This is a genomic window from Psychrobacter aquimaris (genome assembly GCF_016107525.1).
In the GTDB taxonomy this organism is placed as follows: domain Bacteria; phylum Pseudomonadota; class Gammaproteobacteria; order Pseudomonadales; family Moraxellaceae; genus Psychrobacter; species Psychrobacter aquimaris.
This window is the reverse complement of sequence record NZ_JABASR010000002.1, coordinates 18,302-42,546: the sequence shown is the minus strand read 5'-3', so window position 1 is coordinate 42,546 and position 24,245 is coordinate 18,302. Positions and strand designations below refer to the sequence as shown.

Here is a 24,245-nt window from a genome sequence, read left to right as displayed (position 1 = left end):
ACTCGCTACTTACTCGTTTTTACCCCTCAATATCAAACGCTCAGCGGGCAGATAAGTTTTTTGTTCGCTATATAAATAACTCAGCATCTGCTCACGTATCTCACAGGCTAGCGTCCATGCTTCTATGGGACCTACCGCTGAAACAGCGCCGCGCAGGTGAATGGTGTTTGCAGTCACCTCAACGACAAACATTTCAGGCTCAGTTTTGTTGTCCCAAAGCTTGTTCTCTTTAGTCACCGATATAAACTGCTGGCGAATGGCATCAATATCTGCGCCATAATCAATATATAAAAATACAGGACAGGTCTGATGTACTTCTGTATGTGACCAGTTCTCTACCATTTCAGTGATCAATTCACGCATCGGCACGATTAATCGACGTTCATCCCATGTTTTTAATACTGCATAAGTGTAACGCAGGTCTTCAACAGTACTAAAGTTGCCATCCATTATCACACTGTCGCCAATCCGTACCGGCTGGGTCACTGCCACCTGTACGCCAGCAATGATGTTACCCAATATTGGCTGAGCGGCAATACCAATGACCACGCCAGCAATTCCAGCCGACGTCAGTAAAGTTTTGCCAAGGCCTTCCATATTGGCAAACTCACTCAGACCTATCCAAATACTGCCCAATACCATAACAAATATGAAGACGCGGCGAAATATCGATACATAAGTGCGACGACGGCGCACTTTATCAAAATGCTCCTCTCCTAGGTTTTCAATCTGCATGTCTTGATAGCGATTGGCAAAAAAGTTAATAACGCGGATGCCAAGCCACAAAGTACTAAATACTAGCCCAATCCAGATAAGCGGACGAGTTGATGACGCAACCGCATCTAAATAGGGAAAGCCGCCTGACACCAAAGTAAAGACAAGCGAAAAACTGATGGTAAAAGTCAAAGGCACGGTCAGCTTATTGACCAAATCTGCCACACCATTGCTACTACCGACATAATTGATGTATTTCTCATCATCGATATAACGGCTGATAATTTTTTCAGCACCCTTACTAAGTAACCACCCGACTCCCATGGTAAATAAGAAAAATAGCGCTAATGCTAAAAACTCCCATAGTGCAATACTGAAAATTTTAAGCTTCAACCACGCAGGTAAATAACGCTCAAATTCCGCTGGATGATATTGCTCATAGAGATTGTCAATATTACCCACTGTCTGTGCAGAAAATACCCAAATAGGCGCAGCATCACCAACTCGTACTCGTTGCAAATAGATAGGAACACGGCGCTCACGGTAGTCGATATAGCCTAGCTGAATCGAACGTCTAGGGATGCCCATAATACTACTAGTATTACCAAGTGGCGGCTCGATTAAACCATCTGGACGATCTGGTAGATCATCAAAAACATAAAGCTCTTTTTCCGATAACAAAAAATCCAGCTGCTTTGATAGCTCAAGCGCATGGTTACGCTGAATGCTCTGATCGATTAAATTCATGTTAAGTGCATAAGCGGCCAAGTCATATTGTTGCTTCATGACTGCTGACTGAAAAAACTCTAAAGTCGCCAGTGGCGTGGTTAGGTTTGGTGGCTCAGACAATGGTGGCAAGCCTACATTGAGCTTATCTAGCAAATAGTAGCTTTCATTAAACTCTCCTGTCAGTGCTGAATCACCCTGTAGCGTTCCAGCCTGCTCTACTGCGCTGCGCTCAGTGGGATCAAAAATCTCTTCTGCCACTCCAGAGATGCTGAGACTCTCATCTTTAAGCGTATTAATTTTCTGAGCGGCATACTCAGCCAGATCGTCGGGTTTGTGAGAGGGCTGAGATGTCGCTTGCTCCCTCGTAGTTATCTCATCGTTATTACTCGCAGCATTGACGGGCATACCAATAGTCAGCATGGCTATAACCATACATCCAAGCAGTAATTGCCAAGTGTGGTAGAAAATATGACGTGGCTCTTTATCTAAGTCATGATCGTAGTCAGAACTCGTGACCGTTCTGTGACAATCAATAGGGCTATTTTTAAAAGTATTCATATTTTATAAATCACTGGTTTGCGAGAAATGATGGGTAAACAATGCACTGAATAAATTTTAACTTAATTCAATATACAAAAAAAAGCCAGCGCAAAGCTGACTTGATTCATTACGATAATTGTAAGGCGTTAATTTATTCTATCAATCGCATTTGAGCATTTGAAAAAAAACGTTAGAAATAGCACTTTAGAAAAAACGATATCAATCGCCGTCAGTTAGTACGTTTTTCAGTCAGTCATTTTTTAAGCGCGGCGCCATGTCGTACCAGCACGGCTATCTTCAAGCTCAATACCAGCCTCTTTCAACTGCTCACGTATCTCATCAGCACGCGCAAAGTTTTTATTGGTTTTGGCATCCGCACGTTCAATGATTAAACCATCGATAGTCGCATCGGTTAAACCGTCATCCGCCTTGTCACCAATCACTGCTTGCAAAAACTGCTGAACTGGCTGTTGTAAAATATTGAGCACCTGTGCCAACGCTTTGAGCTGCTCTGCCAATTGCCATGCGGTGTCTACGTCTTCAACTTTAATGGCTTTATTAATATCGCGCGCCAGCCCAAACAATACGCTAATCGCTGTTGAACTATTAAAATCATCGTTCATAGCTTTGATAAAGTCTTGCCCAGCGCTGCTGCTATAAGCGTCATTTATCAGCGTATCACTGACTATGAGCATCTGCCCTTTTTGTTGTTCAGCCAATTTTAACGCATTATACAATCTGCTTAGGCTATTATGTGCTTCATCCAATGCATTATCAGAGAAGTTTACTTGGCTACGATAATGGCTAGATAGTAAGAAAAAGCGTACGGTTTCAGGCAGATATTTTGCCATCACGTCACGAATAGTAAAAAAATTACCCAATGACTTGGACATCTTTTCACCATCGACATTAATGAAACCAACATGCATCCAGTTGCGCGCATATTCACAGCCAGTCGCTGCTTCAGACTGCGCTATCTCGTTTTCGTGATGCGGAAATTGCAAGTCATGACCACCGCCATGAATATCAAAGGTATTACCTAAGCACTTGGTCGACATCGCTGAACATTCAATATGCCAACCTGGACGCCCTTGTCCCCATGGTGATGCCCATTGCGGCTCATCAGGTTTTGCAGCCTTCCATAATACAAAATCAAACGGACTGCGCTTGTCATTTTCGACATCGACACGCGAACCTGCCTGCATCTCATCGAGGTTACGCTTAGATAATTTGCCATAATCTGCAAAATTATCGACGGCATAGTAGACATCACCATTGTCGCCAGCGTACGCATAGTCGCCTGTGACCAAGGTCTCAATCATTTGCTGCATATCATCGATATGATCAGTCGCGCGCGGCTCAGCGTCTGGCATCTCGCAACCAAGAGCGGTTGCATCTTCGTGCATGGCTTCAATAAAACGCTGCGTTAACGTACCAATCTCTTCGCCGTTCTCAGCGGCACGAGTGATGATTTTGTCATCGATATCGGTGATATTGCGCACATAATTAACGTCATAGCCTAACTGAGCCAACCAGCGCACTACCATGTCAAAACCAACCATCACCCGCGCATGCCCGATATGACAATAGTCATAGACGGTCATACCACACACATACATGCCTACTTGCCCTGATTTGAGTGGTACAAACTGACGTTTTCCGCCAGTCAGTGAGTCATAAATAGCAAGCTGAGACATCGCATCGGCAAGTGGTGTGGTCATGGTTAAAAAGCCTTTTAATATAAATGAAATAGATAAAATAAAAACAAAAATACAATCAATGCTTGGGTATTAAATAGCACTGATTACGGTTGTTATGAATGTAAAAGCAGCGGCAAAAATAGCAGCAATATAAAACTTAACCCATTATCTTAGCGAAAACAGCCATAAAATACTACAATGAGCCCGCAACTAACATCATTCAATCATAAAAAACTGTTAAGGATTTAGATATGGGCAATCGTTTAAGCAAAATATATACGCGTACTGGAGATGATGGTAGCACTGGCATGGCTGATGGCAGCCGCGTCAGCAAAGCAGACAACTTATTTAGTGTCATGGGTGATATCGACGAGCTTAACTCACACATCGGTCTGGTACGTGCTCAATTACAGCATAATAAAGGGCAGTCTATAGAGAAAGAGTTTTCTCAAGCTTTAGTCATCATTCAGCATTTACTATTTAACATCGGCGGTGAGCTGGCTATGCCAGAATATGAAGGCGTCAATGCCACTCACATTACATGGTTAGAACAGCAAATTGATGCGATGAATACTACCTTGCCGCCGTTAAAAGATTTTATTTTGCCCACAGGTTCGATATTGGTCAGTCAACTGCATATTGCACGTACGGTCTGTCGCCGTGCTGAGCGCCAAGCAGTGATATTACAAAACGAGCGACCACAAGCGATTCGCAGTACGGCCGTGAGCTTTATCAATCGCTTATCGGATTGGTTGTTTGTCGCTGCTCGCTTTTGTACAGATCCCAATAAAGTCTCTGAAGTACTGTGGGACAGTCAGGTATTACAAAAGTTCGCTGATGGCAAATAATTACACTTGACTACTTCAATTGAATAAAACGCTAAAATAAAACCTTAGAATCAGATCCTAGAATAAAATGAAAAAAGCCCGCAACCTTAACGTTGCGGGCTTTTTACTGATTTAGCTATATTATTCAGTAAAGACAATATTATTCGACAACAGTGTAAACCTTCTAATTAGTAAGTAGCGCTGTCATCTTCAATAATGACCATATCGATGCTTTCATCTTTAGGTACTGATTTTGGTGTGGCTGGGGCTTTAGTCTCAGGAGTGGCTGACGCGCTGCTATCCGTATTACTACTGCTTGGATTGTTAATAGTCGGTGGCGTTGCAGGCTGAGTAGGACGAATTGGCTCAACTGGCGTGACAGTTCTAGGCTGACGAACGGGTTCTGACTGGCTGTCATCGTTTTGGGCTGCACGGCGCTCAGCGTTAAGTTGGGTGCGCTGCGCATCCATCGCTGATTTGAATACAGAACCTGCCATCACATCAGCGACCACGGTAATCAATGCTGGTTGTCCAGCAATACGTGTGCGTACCTGACCACCTTGGGTGCCAACGACATAGGTAAAGGCATCATCAACCAACATATTATTATTGATACGAATATTATTTTGCGCTAAGCGTGATTGTAGGCTCGGCAGATTATTAGCTGCTTGTACTTGACTGGCTTGATATAAATCTTCACTTGGCAGCGTCATGCTCACGCTTGCCTGACAAGTCGTCATACCATTGTCATTGGCTGCTTGTAAGACCGCTGCATTTTGTACATCAATCACAATACCGTTGGTTTTATTAGTGATGGCGCCACTAGCGAGGCTGATCTCTGCATCATTTGCGTAGTTGGCGGCCAGCGTTTGTGCTTGTTGATTGAGCGTATTTTTTAACGCAGATTTCAGGCGATCTTGTACCATAGGATCATCACAGCTTACGGCCGTGGCTGCCGCGTTTTCACTAACCGGTGATTCTTGCTCAGTCACTTCTGCCGTTTCAATATCATCGTCTTTTTCTGAGCGATCACAACCAGCAAGCGCTAAACCACATACCAGGCCAATACCAGCCACTTTATACCACTTGCTCACGTTTTTATTTGCTACGCTCATATTTCTTTTGCTCCAATTCACTGAATCGTACCATCGCTAACGGACAGTATTAACATTTAAATTATAAAACTCAAATCTAACCGAAACAGGCATTGAGATAGATTTGAAAACCACATTATTATACGGTGTTTGAATGGGATGGTCATCCATGTAGCTGACGGATATACAAATAACGTCCAGCATTATGTACAAAATCCAGCTTTGGTTGCAAAAAAGCTACAAATATATATTTAATATAATGAATATATAGATGATGATACAAAATTCTAGTAGCTCAAAAATTTTGATAGGTACTTTGGCTAATACGCGTTGATACGTAATAGCGTTAGATGATATTTGTAACAGACTATATAATATTCCAATGATATTGCTCAAAAATTATATTGCCCAAAATAGGTGATGGTTACCGGTTATGATAGATCTTAAAAACACCTTGCTACTCGGTCATCGTGGTGCGCGTGGCGAAGCATTAGAAAATACTTTTTCAGGTTTTGAGCACGCTCAACACTTAAATATAAAGGGCTTAGTAGGGGTTGAGTTTGATGTACAACTTAGTGCGGATGGTCATTTAATTGTGTTTCATGATGACACGCTGCAACGCATGTGTGGTCAGCAAGCACGTGTTGATCAGTTGAACCTTGCTGAGATTCAACGCCATTCGCAGTTTGGTCATCAGATTATGACGTTAGAGCAGGTCACGCCGTTGCTAAATGGCTTTACTGATATTGAACTGGAGATTAAAACGCATGACCGTACTGATTACACTAAACTGGTAAAAGCATTGACACGCAATCTCATCGATAGCCCACTTGCCAAACTACCCATAGTATTAACCAGCTTTGATATCGAGCTGCATGCTCACGTGCAGCGCAGTACTTTATTAAAGCATATACCACGTGGGCTACTTATTCGTGAGCCCAAACTATTGAAACAGGCACCCAATACTGCCTTGCAACTTGACTGTGTTCAGCTGGGTATCCACTACCCTCTTATCAGTCGAGCGGTCATTGAACATAGCCACCGCTATGGCCTGCCAGTTAGTGCATGGACGGTCAATGATATTGATACGATTAAACAGCTGATCGTATGGCAAGTTGATGTGATTATCACCGATTACCCGAGTCATTTACTGCTAAATTGATAAGCACAGCTTTGATTTGATTTATTTAAAATCATCTACATATCTACGGCGTTACTTACACTTCTACTCAATGCCTGATAAGTCATTCGTTATTTTCGTCAACACATTCCATAATCAATACAAGTTATTGTTATTTAGCAATATTTTTCTAGTGTATAACTGTTCACTTTACTCTGTTTTTACGGTAATATAGAGGCTGAAATTTATATCATTAGGAATACTATATGATTGCTAAGAAAGTAATAGGCTTACCACTTAAAGGCTTGCGTTTTGCTGTTAAGTCTGGTGATACGCTTATACAGCATGCTGGCACTCAAGCGTTACGCATCAAGACGTGGCTCGATACTAGCAAAAGCAAAACTGATGACGCGGCTGACAAGTTCTCTACTACTAGCGGCAATGAAGATGCGAATGCAGTGATCAATTATGAAGGCATTGACCCTCTGGAACTTGAGTTTCAAAAGTCACCAATTAACTTGGTTCCAGCAATTTTTTTGATTGCAACGCCTATTGCTGCTGCTGTCATTACGCCGTGGTACTTGCTAACTCATCAGGTTAGTGCACCGGTCTGGGGCGTATTCGGTGCTTTTATGGTATGGACAGGTATTAGTATTACTGCAGGCTATCACCGCCTACTGTCGCATCGTGCTTATAAAGCGCATCCTTTGGTAAAAAACTTTCTATTACTAGGCTCAACCCTAGCTGTTCAAGGCTCAGCCTTTGACTGGGTATCAGGCCACCGTACGCATCACCGTCATGTTGATGATCGCATGGAAGACCCTTATTCAGCACAGCGCGGATTTTTCTTTAGTCATATTGGTTGGATGCTACGTAGTTATCCTAGCGGTCGCTTTGACTATAAAAATATTCCTGACTTGACCAAAGATAAAGTGCTACAGATTCAGCATAAATATTATGGTCTATGGGTATTGGCAACTAACGTTGCTATGGTTGCCGCTGTTGGCTGGTTAGTTGGTGATGTTTGGGGTACCTTAGTCTTAGCAGGTCTACTACGTTTGGTACTGACGCATCACTTTACCTTCTTTATTAACTCGTTATGTCATATGTTTGGCACGCGTCCTTATACTGACACCAATAGTGCCCGTGATAACTTCTTCTTAGCCATATTTACGTGGGGTGAGGGTTATCATAACTACCATCACTTCTTCCAATACGATTATCGTAATGGCGTAAAATGGTGGCAATATGACCCAACCAAATGGTTGATTGTTGGCCTATCAAAGCTTGGCTTAACCAGTGAGCTACGTACGGTTGATGACACGACTATCAAGCATGCAGAAGTGCAAATGCAGTTTAAAAAAGCACAACAGCAGATTGATACGGCATCTGTGAGCGGTCTTGATCTTCCTCATGCAATGAAAAGCTTCCAAGATCGTATTAAGTTTGAATATGATGCCTTTATGCAGACTGTTGAAGAATGGCAAGCGCTAAAAGCCAAAACCATTGAGCTGAAAAAGACAGAGTATGCCGATCGACTGCATGAAGTTGATGACAAGTTAAAGCATGACTATGCTAAGATCGAACAAAAAATCCTTGAGCATAACAGCAACTTGAAGACAGCGTTTCGCTCTATTGGAATAAGTAAAAAGGCTGCATAATAGCTGCTTACTTGGCTGTATTTTATTACCTTTGTGATGAACGATGATTGTAAAGTTTCTCCTTCCCTCTATCTGCTACAGATAGAGGGATTTTTTTGCTCATCGTTTATATGACGTGTCGAATATTACTTTATAAAAGTAAAAAACAAAGAGGATAAGTGGAAGCAATATCTTTGATAGGCTAGGGTCTGTTGAACATTCAAATATGGTACTGGCAGAGGCTATTTTTTAGACAATACGCAGTGAAATTTTTGACGCCTAGTCATTCTAGGTTAGACAATTTCGCCATGTATTAGCAAAAAATAGTCCTGCCCTGAAAGGCTGATGCTAAAACCACTCCAAACGTTGTTGCAAACCTAGCTAAGGTCTCGACATTATCGTCGGTTTACGCCTAGTTTGGTGCGATTTTAGCGATCAGCAGCCCTAATATTTGAATGTTCAACAGACCCTAAATGCATTCAAACTTACTCATGGTTTTTGGTTATGCTATTACAAGAGATGGACAGAGTGCAACGATGCTATATAAGAGCTATGTTATAGTGAGATTCTCACTTTTACATTTGAATGGAAACGGCCTATATGCGTTATCAAAATACCTATGTCAACCTCGACACGCGCCTTTATCATGAGCAACCGCCTACGCCACTGGAAAATCCACGTGCTGGACACTTCAACACCCAAGTTGCGCAGCAGTTAGGCTGGACAGATGATGAAGAGCTGATGACAAACTGGGTTGAGATACTTGGTGGTCAATACGTGCCAGCGGACTTTAAGCCATTGGCCATGGTTTATGCTGGTCACCAGTTTGGACAATGGGCCGGACAACTGGGTGACGGGCGCGGCTTACTCATGGCACAAGTACTCGATAACAATAATCAATTGCAAGACTTGCACCTTAAAGGTATCGGTCTGACACCTTACTCGCGAATGGGTGATGGTCGCGCTGTGTTGCGCAGCACCATTCGCGAGTATTTATGTGGTCATGCACTTACACAATTAGGCGTTCCTTCTTCTAATGCTTTGGGATTTGTTGTCTCCGATACCAGAGTACGACGTGAGCGTATGGAGGCAGGCGCGGCATTGATGCGGGTGGCTGATAGTCACATTCGCTTGGGTCATATCGAGTGGATTGCCAGCTTTGCCCCTGACTTGCTCGCTGAGTTCACCGATTATATGATCGACACTTATTATCCAGAGTGCCGTGATAGCGACGCTCCCATACTGACATTTTTAACCACAGTGGTTGAACGAACCGCGCGGATGATCGCTGACTGGCAACTGATTGGCTTTGCTCACGGCGTGATGAATACCGATAACCTCTCCATCACTGGTAGCACCTTAGACTTTGGTCCTTTCGGTTTTATGGAGCGATTCAATCCCGCTTGGATCAACAACCACTCTGATCATACTGGTCGCTATGCTTACCAGAATCAACCTGCTATCGGTCATTGGAATCTCAATGCTTGGCTGCCACATTTTATGCGTTTAGATGGTGTAACACGTGAGGCGTTAGCAGACTGTCTAGCGCCTTATGAAGCCACGTTTATGCAGCACTATCAGCAAGGGCTTTGTCGTAAGCTTGGATTACCCCATCAAAGAGAAAGCTTAACCTTAGCCTTTGAATGGTTAACCTTACTAGAAGACAACTTGTTGGACTATACCAATAGCTTTCGTGCGCTACTCGGTTTGGTCGCGCCGAATGAACACCATTGTGAAGAGCAGCTATTGTCAACCATGACGAATGAGCTTAGCGATGATGCCCAACAAGTCTGGCAAGATTGGTCGACTCGTTATGTGGCTCAAATACAGCAGCTGCCACTTGAGCAAGTTATCAACGATATGACAGCCAACAATCCTGTTTATGTACTGCGTAATAGTATGGCGCAGCGTGCCATTACTGCAGCAGAACAAGGACAGTTCGAAGAAGTGAGTCGAGTATTCGATTTACTGGCTGACCCTTATCAGGTACAAGCAATCGCTACCCATCTCGATACAATGCCGCCTACCCCACATGCGCCGCAAATGCCGATTAGTTGCTCGTCTTAATCAAATATTGTTAAACTGCTATTCTGTAATATTTTGAAACATTATGAGATTAAGGTTGATATTTAACCCTATTTTTTGGCATTATTAATTGGCTAAATAATGAATATCATTTCATTATATTATCCGCACAATTCGCCGCTGTTGACTAGGCAGTGAATTGCCAATAATGCTAGAATAACTGTTTTTGCTAGATTACTTTTTTGATCCAATCCTTAGTTGCTAATCCTGCCACTTTGAATTATTAGCTGTTTAGCGTTACGTTACCCTTAGAGGATTATCATTCCATGATTTTTTGAGGGTAAAACGTTATTTTTATCACCATTTACTTTATTCCAATTTATTCCAACCATGGCAATTATTATGAATGACGATACCACTTTGAATACGGATAACTTTCCTACAGAAAAAGAGCAGTTTGAACAAGCTGCCTTACATTATCATGAGTTCCCACGTCCAGGTAAAATCTCTGTTACCCCTATTAAGCAGTTGGCAAACCAACGTGACTTAGCACTTGCTTATTCACCAGGTGTGGCAGTTCCTTGTCTTGAGATTCAAAGAGACCCGACATTAGCGGCTAAATATACCGCACGTAGCAACTTGGTTGGTGTTATCACCAATGGTACTGCGGTACTGGGTCTAGGTAATATCGGTCCATTGGCATCAAAGCCTGTGATGGAAGGTAAAGGCGTTCTATTCAAAAAATTCGCGGGTATCGACGTTTTTGATATTGAAATTGCCCAAAACGATCCAGACAAATTCATCGAAGCAGTCGCTTCTCTTGAACCTACTTTTGGTGGTATCAACCTAGAAGACATCAAAGCACCAGAATGTTTCAAAATTGAGCGTGAATTACGTGAGCGCATGAACATTCCAGTATTCCATGATGACCAACATGGTACGTCAATCATTGTTGCAGCAGCGATGCTAAACGCACTATTGATTACTGGCAAAAAAATCGAAGAGATTAAAATTGTCTGTTCAGGTGCTGGTGCCGCAGCCATTTCTTGTTTAGATATTATTTGCGCACTTGGGGTGAACAAAAATAACATCTTTGTTTCAGATTCACGCGGTATTATTACTACTATTCGTGAAAACCTTGACGAAACCAAACAGCGTTATGCACGTGAGACGACTGCGACTACTATCGACGAGGTTATGGACGATGTCGATATGTTCCTTGGTCTATCTATGCCTGGTACGTTATCTGAAGATATGGTTCGCCGCATGGCAAAAGACCCTATCGTCTTTGCACTTGCCAACCCAACGCCTGAGATCATGCCAGAATTGGCGCACGCCGTACGTCCAGATGTCATCATGGCAACCGGTCGCTCAGACTATCCAAACCAAGTAAACAACGCTTTATGCTTCCCTTATATCTTCCGCGGCGCATTAGATGTTGGTGCGACGACTGTTAACGAAGAGATGAAAGTGGCTTGTGTAAGAGCTATCGCTGCGATGGCACACGTAGAAGCAACACCGACCACAAGCGCTAGAAATATCGAAAAAATGCAAAGTTTCGGTCGTGATTACTTGATTCCAGGTCCGCTAGAGCCAAATCTAATCATCGAGATCGCATCTGCGGTCGCTCAAGCGGCAATGGATTCAGGCGTTGCAACCTTACCTATCGCTGATATGCAAGCTTACCGTCAGCGTCTGTCTGAGTTTGTCTATAATTCTGCATTCGTGATGAAGCCAATCTTTGCTCGTGCCAAATCCGATCCAAAACGTATCGTTTACTGTGAAGGTGAAGACAATAATATCTTGCTCGCTGTGCAAGTTGTTGTTGATGAAAAGCTGGCAAAGCCTATTTTAATTGGTCGTCCTTCAGTCATCGAAGCCAATATCGAAAAATTGGGTTTGCGTCTAAAAGATGGCGAAAACATTACTATCGTCAACATTGATGATGACCCTCGTTATAAAGACTACTGGCAGGGCTACTACGAGAAGAATAAACGTCTTGGTGTGAGTATTGAACTTGCGCGCCGTGACGTTCGTCGCAAGACCACTTTGGTCGGCTCACTATTAGTCGAAAATGGCGCTGCAGATGGCATGGTTTGTGGTACGTTTGGCCATTATCAGTTGCATTTAAAATATGTACAAAGCGTTATTGGCAAAAAAGCAGATGTGAACGACTTCTATGCTATGAATGCTGTACTAATGCAAGATCGTAATATTTTCATCGCTGATACTTATGTCCACGAAGATCCAACGGCTGAACAATTGGCTGAGATGACTGTCCTAGCGGTTGATCAATTACGTCGCTTTGGTATTGTACCGCGCGTCGCGCTAGTCTCTCATTCTAACTTTGGCGCTTCAGATCGTACCAGTGCTGTCAAGATGCGTAAGGTCTATCAACTGCTGACAGATATGAACGTAGACTTTGAATTCGACGGCGAGATGCAAGGTGACGCAGCGCTGAATGAGCATATCCGTTTAAACAATATGCCATCAAGCCCGTTAAAAGGTGCAGCAAACCTGCTCATCTTACCAACGCTTGACGCCTCAAATATTGCCTTTAATCTGCTCAAGACAGCAACTGGTAGTGCCTCTATTGGTCCTATTTTATTAGGTACTAGCAAACCGGTACATATTCTCACACCATCAGCTACTGCGCGTGGTATCGTTAATATGACGGCTCTTGCCGTCACTGAAGCTCAGGATTTGGCAAGCGAAAATCAGTAATATATCCTGCACTACATAGTAATATCTGTTGTCGAGATGGTCTCTGTTATTCATTTATAGAAGCCGTCTGCTATACTAAAACCAGCCAATGCTATTAAATAGCGTTGGCTGGTTTTTTTTGCTCATTATAAACTGGCTAAGACGTAGCACAGCCTTATTCAGTATCAGTCATCACTTGCTCAATTAAAACAAAAGATAGAGGATATCATGCAAATTTACCTTGTCGGCGGCGCAGTACGCGATCAACTATTAGTACGTCCTATCAAAGATAAAGACTTTGTCGTCGTCGGTGCAACCGTTGCAGAAATGCTTGACGCAGGATTTCTGCAAGTGGGCGCAGATTTCCCTGTATTTTTGCATCCTAATAGTCATGAAGAATACGCACTGGCACGCACTGAACGCAAAGAAGGCTTGGGATATAAAGGATTTAGCGTACATGCCAGTCCTGACGTCAGCTTAAAAGAGGATCTACAACGTCGAGATTTGACGATTAATGCCATGGCAATAGAAGTCACCAGCTTAACTGATGACACTCCTATCAACGGTGACGTCATTGACTATTATGGTGGCATGGCTGATATAGACAGTAAAACCTTACGCCATGTATCAAGTGCGTTTAGCGAAGACCCACTACGGGTGCTCCGAACCGCTCGCTTCTATAGCCGTTATTATGACTTAGGTTTTGTCATTGCTGATGAAACTTTGATTTTGATGCGCCAATTGGTTGACTCAGGAGAGCTTGCTCATTTAAGTGCGGAGCGTATTTGGCAAGAATCTAGCCGTGCAACCATGCAGCTATCGCCACACGTATACTGGCAACAACTGTTTGAGGTTGGTGCGCTCACAGAATATTTTTCTCCACTACATGAAGCTTGGGCTGATGCTCATATACGAGAGACAGTGCAGACAGCGCTTTATTTCGCAGGCCAGATGAAATTAAACTTATCACAACGTTGGGCACTATTAATGGCAAGTCTTAACGCAGATTTATTTAGGTCGATAGATAAAGACCTTGATGCTAATGAATCAGCAATTGCCAAAAGCATTAGCAAAATAGGCAACGCCGCTAAGGTACCAAAAGTGCACACCCAATTTGCGACTCTCTTCACTCAGCAAGCCACAAAACTAAATGCGATAAACCATTTAAATGCAGCTGAAAAAATTGACCTCATACAAACTTGCAGCGCTCATAAAGAGCCTGATAAGCTCTCGCAACTACTCGTGTGCAGTCACGTCTTGCAGTTGGCAACACAGCACCGTCAGATGATGCTAGCACTGAGCAGCTTTCATGCCATTAGTATGCAAGATATTGATTCAGAGCTGACAGGCCCTGCAATTGGTGCAGCACTCAGACAAGCCAGAATTGAACACTTACTGTTAAGCTAATGGCGGACAATCTTATGATGGTACAATCGCTTGCATTGCCGATTACACGAGAAATGTGTGTCAATGCTAGTGCTTTCGAGGTAAATATTTTACCTGAAGTATATAATGATCAATCACTCAATAATGAGCAGCAACGAAATATCATCGATGCTATCCCTATGCTGTAAGCAAATCGACCTAACAAGATTGCCCATTGTATGATTTATCTTATACAAGTAATTATGTCACTGATGCAATCATCACAGTCGATGGTAGTCTCTGCCTTACATTGGTTATTGGTCTTATTTAGTAGAAAAACAGGGTTTTATTAAAAATATCTCTATTACTTCTTATGTTTTACTTGAAAAATTAAAAAAATCAGGTATCATTGTGCGTCTAACGTTAGGGCCCATAGCTCAGTTGGTTAGAGCAGAGGACTCATAATCCTTTGGTCGTAGGTTCAAGTCCTACTGGGCCCACCATATTCAAACCCTTATAAGCCACGGTTTATAAGGGTTTTTTATTGTCTATAGATTTTAGGCTGGCTTGTCTATCAGTACCAAAGTGGCTAAAAGTATACTTTTGGTATACTTCTCATTTTGTCGGTTATCCTCTACTATACCTAGACAGATTCACACTACGGATAGCGAAGATCATGGCAAAAACTAAATTTACCAAACGGTTTATTGACGGCTTAGAGTACACAGATAAAGCGGTCATTCATCAAGACGAAGTGGTCAACGGCTTTGCTGTCTGTACCAAGAGTGCCAGTAAAAACTATCTGATCAATAAGCGTATTGCTGGCAAGCTGCACCGCCGTGTCATTGGTGATTGCTCAATCATTACCTTGCAGGACGCGCGCGAACAAGCCATGTCGTTGATATCAGATTTGATGCAAGGCAAAGACCCATTTAACGATGACATGAAAGATGTCGTGGTTCCCACACTTGGTGAAGCTTATGAATATTACATCTCTCATAAGCCTGGTTTAAAACAATCTACCATCGATACCTATAACCGGCAGATACCAGGCAAGCTTGCAGAGTGGCAAAACAGATCGATGAACGAGATCATGCAAAGCAATGTCACTGAAAAACATTTAGAGCTTACTAAGCTCAGCCCATCACAAGCGAATGCAACTTTTCGGGCCCTTAATGCCGTTTGGAACTTTTCACGTCTGAGCTTTTTAGACAAGACCGAATCCCCTATCATCAAGCCAAGCCCTATTGAGATACTGACGGCTAAGAAGCTCTGGAACACGGTTAAGCCTCGCACTACGTATCTTAGTGAAGATACGATGGGTAACTATGTACGTGTGCTGTTAGATTTTAGGAGTGAAGACTTCCACACGATGCAGCCGCATAGCAATAATGCACGCGATATCATGCTGCTATTTTTGTGCACTGGCATACGTGCCAGCGAAGGCTACACGCTTAGATGGGATTGTATTGATTTAAAGCACGGCACGATGACCATTCATGAGACTAAAAATGGCGACACCTTGCATATACCATTGGGCAAAGTCATGTGCGCCATGCTTGCGCATCGATACCAATACCGGATGGATGAGCCGTGGCTATTCCCTTCTCGCTTGAAAGAATGCGACGGCAATCTGACCGATATATCAAAGCAGTACAAGAACATCGGTGATGCTGCAGGTATTCATATTACACCGCATGATCTGCGTCGAACCTTTTCAACCATCGGTGATATTCTTAATCTGAACATATCGGTTATTAAGCGGCTGATGAATCACAGAACCTCGAAAGCATCTGATGACGTGACACTACAATACATCCAAGTCAGCCAAAAAAGATTGCGTGCCGCTATGAATGATATTGAGGTATTTATCTTTAATGAGGCTGGCATGACACAAGATGAAGTGATTGAGAAGTTGTATAAAATATACTAGGAATTAAAACAAGGATTTTAGTCATGGACGATGATGTGCACATGGAATCAAACGCACTTAAAATTTTGCAAAGCATAATTGATAAGACTGAAGATAAGAACCTGCAACGCTTTCCTATTATGATTGGGGATGAATTAAAAAATAGTAAAGATATAAGGCCAGAAGATGTGATTTTATTGAGGTTTATAGGGTATGCCGCCTCTATGAAATTGGTTCCTGAAAATAACGATGAGCCTTTTCAAGTGTCTACAATTTTACTGGACGGAACACCTCTCAATGTGTTTAATTTAGAACCTATTAATTGTAGTGGATTATTAGAAATAAGCCGTATAGCTGAAAAAATAGACTACTCACCCCTAAAAGCAAGAATTTTTGATTTGCTGTGGGTTTTAGAGTCAAGTCTACGTGAAAAATATATTTATGCAGAAAAGGCTATAAGCTGTTATATATCTGGGGATATCAACAATAAAGTATGGTCGGATAGTGGAATAAAAGAATTTGAACGTGCCTATCGTTTATCAAAAAAACTTTCTAAAGATGGCTTGATAACAATGGTGGAGAAGCGTCTATATGATATATTTAATTCTGGCACAGATGATATTGTCTGCTGGGTGGCTGATCTTATCAAAAGAATTGAACCTAATTTTAGAAAAAGAACCGATGTTTTAAAAAATAAGGGTGTAGATATTGCTTCAAAGTTAGAGGGGTTAGGTGGTAAGTTCGAAAAAGCTGGCGATTTTCATAAAGCAGCCATTTATTTTGAGTTGAGTTCTAAATACTATGAAGAAAATTCTGAAGATAAACATATAGCTCCCTTGGTTCAGGCGGCTGACTGTTACATACAAGAAGCTGATAAGCACTTTGATTCGGATCAAGCGCTAGATTTACGATCGTCAGGGTTTTTCCAGGATGCTATTGACTTATACAGCAAGGTGCCAAAAAAGTCTCAAGATGAATATTTGATTAATACAAAAATCGCTGCTGCTTATTGCAAGCTTAGAACATCAAATAAAAGGTTGTTGAAACATATGGATCCCCTTTGTATTAGGTCGGAAAATTTAGGCGATATAAAGATAGAAGCCAAGAGGTTTGTATCTCATAAAAAAACCATATGGGAAAGCTTATTATATTTCTCTAAAATACTTGCTATCCCTAGTTGCAAATCGTTAAAAGAATCTAAGAGCGCGAAAATCGATCAGCCCTCTATAGATCACTTATATGGCAAGTTTGATCTTGAACAAAACGGAAAAACTATCGCTAAAACCCATGCTGTCGAATTCGCTGAAGGTCAGGCTTCAATTGATAAAATAGTTGAAACTCATTTAATAAGAGACTTTAATGATGAGATAAAGCTTCGTGTAGATTCATATATACTTCCTGCTCTTGAGCAAATTTTAAGCGAATACGCCATAAGTAAAGATTACGTTTTTGATATATGCAACCTAAGTCCTATAGTTCCAATATCTAACATTCAGTTAATATCACATGCAATTTGGTTAGGTTTTGAGCGTGATTTTTCTACTGCTATTCATTTAGTTGCGCCCCAAATGGAGTTGATTGTGCGAACTCAACTAAATAATAATGATGTAGATAATACTCTTAAAGGAAAAAATGAGGAAAAGAACATTGAAGAAGAAAAAGGCTTAAGCTCTCTTTTGAAGATAAAGGGAATCAATGAAGTTTTCAACGGAGATGAGATTTTTGAATTAACAGCTGTATTCGCACACCCAAGTGGCCCAAACTTAAGGAATAAAGTCGCACACGGTCTTATGAATGATTCATCTGCGTCCTCTAGCGCACCTATTTATGCTTGGTGGGTTCTTTTTAGAATGGTGATGCACTCTATAGAGATGCCTACACAGAAGCTTGATTACGAGTAGCGTAACAGTTTTTCCAATACCTAGTATTCAATAGATAATGATGGTGTACCGTGTGAGTCAATATGTCCAGGTGGCTAACTAAAATATTAATTTTTGAGTATAAAAAAGCCGCTAATGATTAGCGGCTTTTTTGTCGATTGGGCTCTTACTATCCTCCAATATCTAAATGCCAATCGAGTATGCGTAAGAAATTCTCGGGGCTATATTTAGCTTCATCCCTCAAGAAGTCACGCGGATTTAGATTGCGAGTCAAATTGTCACCAAAACGAGTAGGTATAGTCTGGCCATGGTCTTTTATCATCTGCCGACTATGCTTTTTATATTCAGTCCATGCGTACTTTTTTAGTGCGGCTTTATCAGACTTTAAAGCTTGATACGCCTCATTAGCCAAAAACCGCCTATCCTCACGCTCGCGCTTATCTGTCTTTGCCTTATCAACTTTGTACCTATCAAGCTCTGCATTAATATTCTTGATGCGATTTGGAATACTTAGCTCACCATGATCTAGGCGATTAAGGGGGATGGACGTAGAGGCGACTCGATTGCTTTTTTCGATAGTGTACTTGCGCTGCTTAATGCGCTGTAGCACTTTAGTCAAGCGCTGACCTGCCAGCACTCGCTTGAGTATGCTTTTAGCGCCTCTAAGCTCAATTAGTGCGACCTGTAACGCCTTAATATCGTTTAGCCTATCGATTAATATCATAACCATGCCTCGCACGTGTCAATCAGAACAGTTTGACCACCAAAAATAGAGTCCATCATCGCTGTATTGCTCGTAGCATTCTCAAACACCCTTTGGTCTTTAATGGTGGCGAATAAGCGCTTAAAAACAGCATTGATGCGTTTACGTTCCTCGCCCGCTGGATAAGCCTTATGTTTATCACCGTATAAGTCATTATTAGCACCAAAACTCAAGTAGTCGTTACGGCGATCTTGATCTTGCAGGCTGTCTTCTAAGTATGCCTGAAACGCACGAGCTGCCATCTCAAGCGTAGTCGACCAGTAAGGCTTAGACCTGCCAGCATCCAGTCGTTTGGATTCAGCATAAAAGCTAGATACTAGCTCGCCTGTGTCAAGCGTAACTGTTTGACCTGCTTTATCTTGATTGTAGTAAGCAACCACGATTCTACGCCATTGATCGTGATTCTTGCGTCTCTTACCGCTGTATGACATGCCAAAACGATCATCAACTGCAAGGACGGCATCAACTGCATTGCTATCTATAACTTTAGCCACAAAAGGATTTCTGCTACCAGACTTGATATTAAGTGTTGCCACATCAATATCTTTTTGAGTGATTTTAAAGGCTTCAGGCGACCTTACATCACCTTTCTTCATGACTTCCCTAAGCTCACTAAAAGCGCTGTGTAATGGTCCATCACCTAGCATAGATGAGTCGTCAGTCAAAAACACATTGGCACCAGTCGCGCCATCAATGTTAAGCACCTCACCCAAGATATTATCGATAGCATGAAACCACTCATGACCTAGTGAACCACCGCCCTTCATCTTGGTAATATTAATAACCCTTTGTACCGGTTCGTAGTGCGCCTTAGCGCCTGACTTGCCGCGCGCGCCCAACGCCAACGCAAGACGACCTCCAAATGCCAACGAGTGCTCATCAATGCCTACGATATCAGATAAATCCATCATGGCTGCCGCTGCGTGCTCTACGTGGAATTTAGCGCTAGCCTTATCCTTTAGTACCCACTCACCCGATTGTATATCTCGAAAGCCAAAGCTATCCTTAAGCTCTTTGGTTGATTCAACCGTGACAGGACGACCGCCTTTGCGTTCAATCTTGTCAGCAACAATTAATTCAAAAGTCTTCTTCTTTGTAGTTGGTTTTTTTGCACCAGTACTGTCACTTGTATTATCCTCTTTGAGGATAAGGCCCCAGTCGTCGTAACGCTTATTTAGTGACATATTAGCGTGCTTAACAAAAGCGTCGGAGGTAAGTTCAACAATTCCCCAAAAGCGTTCGCCCAAAGATATCCAAGCTAGGTTGGCGTTTTCGTCTTTAAAACTATCAAGCCCTGACGCCAGTCTTAACTTGCTCATTTTTTTATTTATATCGTTAAGACTATCGATGTAGTCTCGCGCAACCACTGGTGCTAATTCAGAGACGCTTGAGCCACCGACTACAACAAACTCTTTGCTGGGTTGCTCGTGTTCAAGCCAGCGCTTTATTGCTCTTGCGGTTTGCCAAAAATCAGCACCACGCTTATTTATATCAAAACCAACTTCGCTATTAACAAATATTAAACGCTCGTTATCTAAGCTTTTGCCTTCAGTCGACTCAATATCTTTTTGAGCTTTTAGCATAGCCTTCTCGTAATCAGCAGCGTATTGCTTAAAGTCGCTCTTTATTGACGATCTAACGTCGTCCATCTCATTTTGATACGCGTTATAACTACTTGTAGTTTCAGCACTGATCTTTGCGCCTACCATTTCATCAGAAATACTTTTAAGCTCGCTGACCAACTCTCTTGTGCCTTTCATGCTCAATATGCGGCTCTTTAAGGTATTAATACCGTTAACGTAAGCTTTGCGTGCCGCTTTTTTCTGATCACTTGTGCTGTAATTATTTAAACTTTCGTAAAAATCGTCCTTGTCTTCTTTATCTAAACTTCTAATAAAACGGTCGCCTCTTTGACTGTTTTTAACGAAATACTCTATATCCCAGTGAGGCGTGGAAGCGATTGATGCAAAAACTTTTTGCATCATAAAGGCGGTTCCTGCATCAATACCACCATCTTTCATGGCTTGATAATCAACCTCGCCCATAATATTTGATTTCTTGATGACATCTTCAGCCAACAGTTCATCGGACTCGATTTCATCCCACTCAATATCAGTGGCTTTTACTGTCTGTCCGTCTTTTGCTAGCTCTTTGATCCGATTGCTGGCACGCTCTTTATGGGCACCTGCGATATGCCCGGTATCAGCATAGCGATAGTTATCGTCATTAGTATTGTCGCTATAGCCGTCATCTACTCCTTGCAGAGATTCAAGGTTAAAAATACCAAGCTCTTTTAGAATAGCGGTCAACTCTTTCGCGGTTATTACGCGGCTTTTAATGTCATTGGCTGCCTTTAGGCTGGCAAGCGCGGTCTGTAATCGTTTTAGTCTAGCAAGTTTCTCTTTCATAATCGGTGGCCTAGTTGGTGTTATCGACCCCTTATTATGAGGGGTGATAGCTTGCCAGCTTTCAACGTGTTCCACAAAAAAACCCGCCAGAATTAGCGGGTTTTTGCGTTCATTTGCGTTCATTTGCGTTCATTCTCTACAAATAGCGTAGGCAGTCTTCAAGATATTTGCAAAAATCATCGTAACCATTAAGACCGCCGTTCACAGTCTCACGAATGATACGTGCCCCATAATTCATTTCATAATTTTTCGTTTCAACACCTTTGCTAGTCAAAGTGTTAAGCGTATAACCGTTTGCATAAGTATTGATTTTCTCCGCTTTTTCGTTGCAACCATTGATACGCCAAAATTCCATAGCGGCAATAGCGGCATTCTCCATTTGCTCAATCAACCTGGGGTTCTCGCCAAACTTAATACCTGTCATATTTTCTAAAATGAAAAAGTTATCTCGGAATGTGTTTTGTGTCCAGCCACCACCGCGATAATCCCAACCATCATTGGTATTAGGTCTGTTACCATAGCGCCCACCATACAGATAGTTAGCAACGGCAACCTGTCCTTTTGCAATCAAATCTTTTGCAGCCTTGATTGTCTTAACCCGTGTAGGGAATACAGCAACAAGACGATCAGGTCTGTAATTGAAGCTTTCACGTATTGCATAAAGACCACGTGACTCAGCAATACAGTTAGCAATGAAAGCGCACATCTGCTTCTTGGTGATAATGCCGTGCTTGGGGCCGAGCCTTAAAAGTATTTCGATAGCCTCGGGATTAAAACTTGGATAAACCTTTTTAACGTTTTCTAAAGTTAGATTATATTCTCTGCCCACTGTGGTAACTGGAAAATTTTGAGCTGTCACACCTAAACGTTTGATGAGTGTCTCACGGAATGCCGCGTCGTTCTTCATCGCCTTATTAGTAATATCGACTTGCAACTGTGTTAATTGCGTCGGATTTGCAGCCCCATGTTCTCTTAGTTTATCGAAGATATCCGTGTCGGTTACTGTTAAGCTTGTCATAGTTTTTTCCTCTTGTTTTCAAGCAGTGGCATACAAGCCCACAATCCAAATATAATCACTGCCCTACCAAAGACAGTAAGACTTGTTGGTTGTACGTTTTGCAAACTGTCAGCAAGGAAAAGTACAATCCATAGGACACCAAAAGCAATTACTCCAGATTGTATCCGCATGTCATGGCCAGTCTTGTACTTACTGAACCACCACACCCAAATCCACCCAACAACACCAATAATTGCAAGCACGTTGTTGAAAAAGGCTAAATTAAAGATGATCATTTATCACGTCTCCCAAGAAACGCCATCAAAATACCTTTAAAGTAGTTAAAGACAGCTTTTATCATTTCAGGTGCAGAGTTGTGGGCTTCGGTATTGATGACTGCCCATAGTTTTTCCGATATAAAAAAGGCGATCACGTAATAGATAACGACCGAACCAATGGCCGTAAAAAATGCGGCTGGCACGATCAGACTCCAAATGGTGATATCAGGATAAAAGTGCGGCACAACAAACAATGTGACTAAGACGCCAAAACCTAAGCTATAAAAAGGCTTTAGGTATGTTCGTTTAAACTTAGCGTCGACTGGCGTTTCTTGATTCATGCCAGCGATGGTGCCGCAAATGAGTGCAATCACAAAGAAAACAACGCCAAGCCAGTTGGGTACAGTGAAGCCAACCAGTAAGTAAGGATCGGCTAACTGCAAAAGGTATACGTTTGACTGTGGCACTACTTCCGCAGTCGACGGTGGGGTTATATCAGCTGCAGATAGTGCGGCGGCTTTTGTAGCAACATAACCGCCCGTTGCAATAATGCCGTTGCCGATGATGGATCGAATTGTCATCTTTTGCCCTTGTTTATATTCTTAAAAGATTCTTAACGCCGCCCTACATTCGTTTTGATAATGGCGTCAAGGCGGCTAATTACCGAAATTTTATGCAGATGCTCACTCTCCAAGCGCTTAGACACTAAGTCAAAACTTGATGATGCTTTGTACATCGTTAAAAAAGATAATCCTATTTTAAGGGCTTCTGGCAAGCTCATTTTGCCGTGTTCCATCATCACAAAAGCATCATCAAGCAACGCATTCTGCAATAATTCGGGCGATCCCTTGTAAGCTATCAAGGGCGAGAAATCGTGACGGCTCATTGTTGCCGTCACCTCCCTGACTGATAACCGTTAAACCTTTGTTTTCACAGCCCAGCATTAAGAAGTGAGCTAAGGCATCAACCCCTACGCTATATGCTTCATGTAAGAGATTAAAATTACCGTTAGCATCAAGCGTTTGAATAAATTTAATACGGCTTTGTATTGCCTCGTTAATCTCGTTATCGCTCATATTGGGGGTGATAACCTCCCACTTGAGTTCATCACTATCCCCGCCGATTACGGATGATATGTCGCCGCTAAGCTGGCAAGCCATTTGTCCGATAATCCAGTCGTAAACATTCTCACAAATACCTTCAAGTACGACCACATGAGCGCCTAGTAAGTGATTAACGTACATATCGCCTATCCGGTGCTGCTTTGGCACCTTAGATTGCACCGTAGGGATCACATAGCGCTCGATGTCATTCATATCGCTATGTTGGCTTTGCGATATAGCTTGATGACTGAGCAAAATAAAATAACGCTCTTGCGCGGTCAGCTTGCCAGCCATATCTGGATCGTCGGTTAAGTGTGAGATCATGGCGCTTAACCGCTTTTCGTTGAACACTGCAGGTATCTTAGCGATATCCATTGCTTGCCCTATTTGTAAGTCAGGTAATAACACGCTGTTATCTAAAAGCTGTACATCTAAAGTGGTTTCCAT

Annotated in this window: 18 protein-coding genes and 1 tRNA gene; 10 read left to right on the top strand and 9 right to left on the bottom strand. The window is 42.2% G+C overall.

Annotated elements, in window-relative coordinates; genetic code table 11:
- Positions 1-9: 9 nt before the first annotated feature.
- Entirely contained in the window at positions 10-2,001 is a 1,992-nt protein-coding gene (locus JFC10_RS02200; RefSeq protein WP_227685859.1) for a mechanosensitive ion channel family protein, read from the bottom strand.
- A 242-nt stretch (positions 2,002-2,243) separates the two neighbouring features.
- Positions 2,244-3,704, bottom strand: a complete 1,461-nt coding sequence (cysS, locus tag JFC10_RS02195; protein WP_198331492.1) for a cysteine--tRNA ligase — start codon at positions 3,702-3,704, stop codon at positions 2,244-2,246.
- 230 nt (positions 3,705-3,934) lie between these two features.
- Here cysS and JFC10_RS02190 point away from each other — a divergent pair, with 230 nt between their 5' ends.
- The gene (locus JFC10_RS02190) at positions 3,935-4,531 is read left to right on the top strand and encodes a cob(I)yrinic acid a,c-diamide adenosyltransferase (RefSeq protein WP_198331491.1); all 597 of its coding nucleotides are present in this window, start codon (positions 3,935-3,937) and stop codon (positions 4,529-4,531) included.
- 167 nt (positions 4,532-4,698) lie between these two features.
- On the opposite strand, the gene JFC10_RS02185 is transcribed toward JFC10_RS02190, so the two are convergent.
- Entirely contained in the window at positions 4,699-5,625 is a 927-nt protein-coding gene (locus JFC10_RS02185) for a hypothetical protein (protein WP_193013165.1), read from the bottom strand.
- 412 nt (positions 5,626-6,037) lie between these two features.
- Here JFC10_RS02185 and JFC10_RS02180 point away from each other — a divergent pair, with 412 nt between their 5' ends.
- The 9 genes from JFC10_RS02180 (at position 6,038) to JFC10_RS02140 (ending at position 18,270) form a co-directional block, all read left to right on the top strand.
- On the top strand, positions 6,038-6,766 hold the full coding sequence (locus tag JFC10_RS02180; RefSeq protein ID WP_198331490.1) for a glycerophosphodiester phosphodiesterase: 729 nt from the start codon (positions 6,038-6,040) through the stop codon (positions 6,764-6,766).
- A 443-nt stretch (positions 6,767-7,209) separates the two neighbouring features.
- Positions 7,210-8,385, top strand: a complete 1,176-nt coding sequence (locus JFC10_RS02175) for an acyl-CoA desaturase (protein WP_404816238.1) — start codon at positions 7,210-7,212, stop codon at positions 8,383-8,385.
- Positions 8,386-8,964: 579 nt separating this feature from the next.
- Positions 8,965-10,431 (top strand): protein adenylyltransferase SelO, encoded by a 1,467-nt coding sequence (locus tag JFC10_RS02170; protein ID WP_198331489.1) that lies wholly within the window; start codon positions 8,965-8,967, stop codon positions 10,429-10,431.
- Positions 10,432-10,791: 360 nt separating this feature from the next.
- Complete coding sequence (locus JFC10_RS02165; protein WP_198331488.1) at positions 10,792-13,113, top strand: NADP-dependent malic enzyme; 2,322 nt, start codon at positions 10,792-10,794, stop codon at positions 13,111-13,113.
- A gap of 207 nt (positions 13,114-13,320) precedes the next feature.
- Positions 13,321-14,499: a tRNA nucleotidyltransferase gene (locus JFC10_RS02160; RefSeq protein WP_198331487.1), complete on the top strand. Its 1,179-nt coding sequence runs from the start codon at positions 13,321-13,323 to the stop codon at positions 14,497-14,499.
- 14 nt (positions 14,500-14,513) lie between these two features.
- Complete coding sequence (locus tag JFC10_RS02155; protein ID WP_198331486.1) at positions 14,514-14,666, top strand: hypothetical protein; 153 nt, start codon at positions 14,514-14,516, stop codon at positions 14,664-14,666.
- Positions 14,667-14,883: 217 nt separating this feature from the next.
- Positions 14,884-14,960 (top strand) — tRNA-Ile (locus tag JFC10_RS02150).
- Positions 14,961-15,133: 173 nt separating this feature from the next.
- The gene (locus tag JFC10_RS02145) at positions 15,134-16,390 is read left to right on the top strand and encodes a site-specific integrase (RefSeq protein WP_198331485.1); all 1,257 of its coding nucleotides are present in this window, start codon (positions 15,134-15,136) and stop codon (positions 16,388-16,390) included.
- A gap of 23 nt (positions 16,391-16,413) precedes the next feature.
- Positions 16,414-18,270, top strand: a complete 1,857-nt coding sequence (locus JFC10_RS02140) for a DUF4209 domain-containing protein (protein WP_198331484.1) — start codon at positions 16,414-16,416, stop codon at positions 18,268-18,270.
- 148 nt (positions 18,271-18,418) lie between these two features.
- Here the strand turns inward: JFC10_RS02140 and JFC10_RS02135 are convergent, their stop codons facing one another.
- The 6 genes from JFC10_RS02135 to JFC10_RS02110 form a co-directional block, all read right to left on the bottom strand.
- Positions 18,419-18,973, bottom strand: coding sequence for a hypothetical protein (locus JFC10_RS02135; protein ID WP_198331483.1), 555 nt, complete (start codon positions 18,971-18,973; stop codon positions 18,419-18,421).
- Positions 18,970-21,420 (bottom strand): LPD1 domain-containing protein, encoded by a 2,451-nt coding sequence (locus JFC10_RS02130; protein WP_198331482.1) that lies wholly within the window; start codon positions 21,418-21,420, stop codon positions 18,970-18,972. The genes JFC10_RS02135 and JFC10_RS02130 overlap by 4 nt, the downstream gene beginning before the upstream one ends.
- A gap of 136 nt (positions 21,421-21,556) precedes the next feature.
- The gene (locus tag JFC10_RS02125; protein ID WP_198331481.1) at positions 21,557-22,438 is read right to left on the bottom strand and encodes a glycoside hydrolase family 19 protein; all 882 of its coding nucleotides are present in this window, start codon (positions 22,436-22,438) and stop codon (positions 21,557-21,559) included.
- 271 nt (positions 22,439-22,709) lie between these two features.
- A complete protein-coding gene (locus JFC10_RS02120) occupies positions 22,710-23,276 on the bottom strand; it encodes a hypothetical protein (RefSeq protein ID WP_198331480.1) in 567 nt (188 codons plus the stop codon).
- A gap of 32 nt (positions 23,277-23,308) precedes the next feature.
- A complete protein-coding gene (locus JFC10_RS02115; protein ID WP_198331479.1) occupies positions 23,309-23,515 on the bottom strand; it encodes a hypothetical protein in 207 nt (68 codons plus the stop codon).
- Entirely contained in the window at positions 23,508-24,245 is a 738-nt protein-coding gene (locus JFC10_RS02110) for a hypothetical protein (RefSeq protein WP_198331478.1), read from the bottom strand. The genes JFC10_RS02115 and JFC10_RS02110 overlap by 8 nt, the downstream gene beginning before the upstream one ends.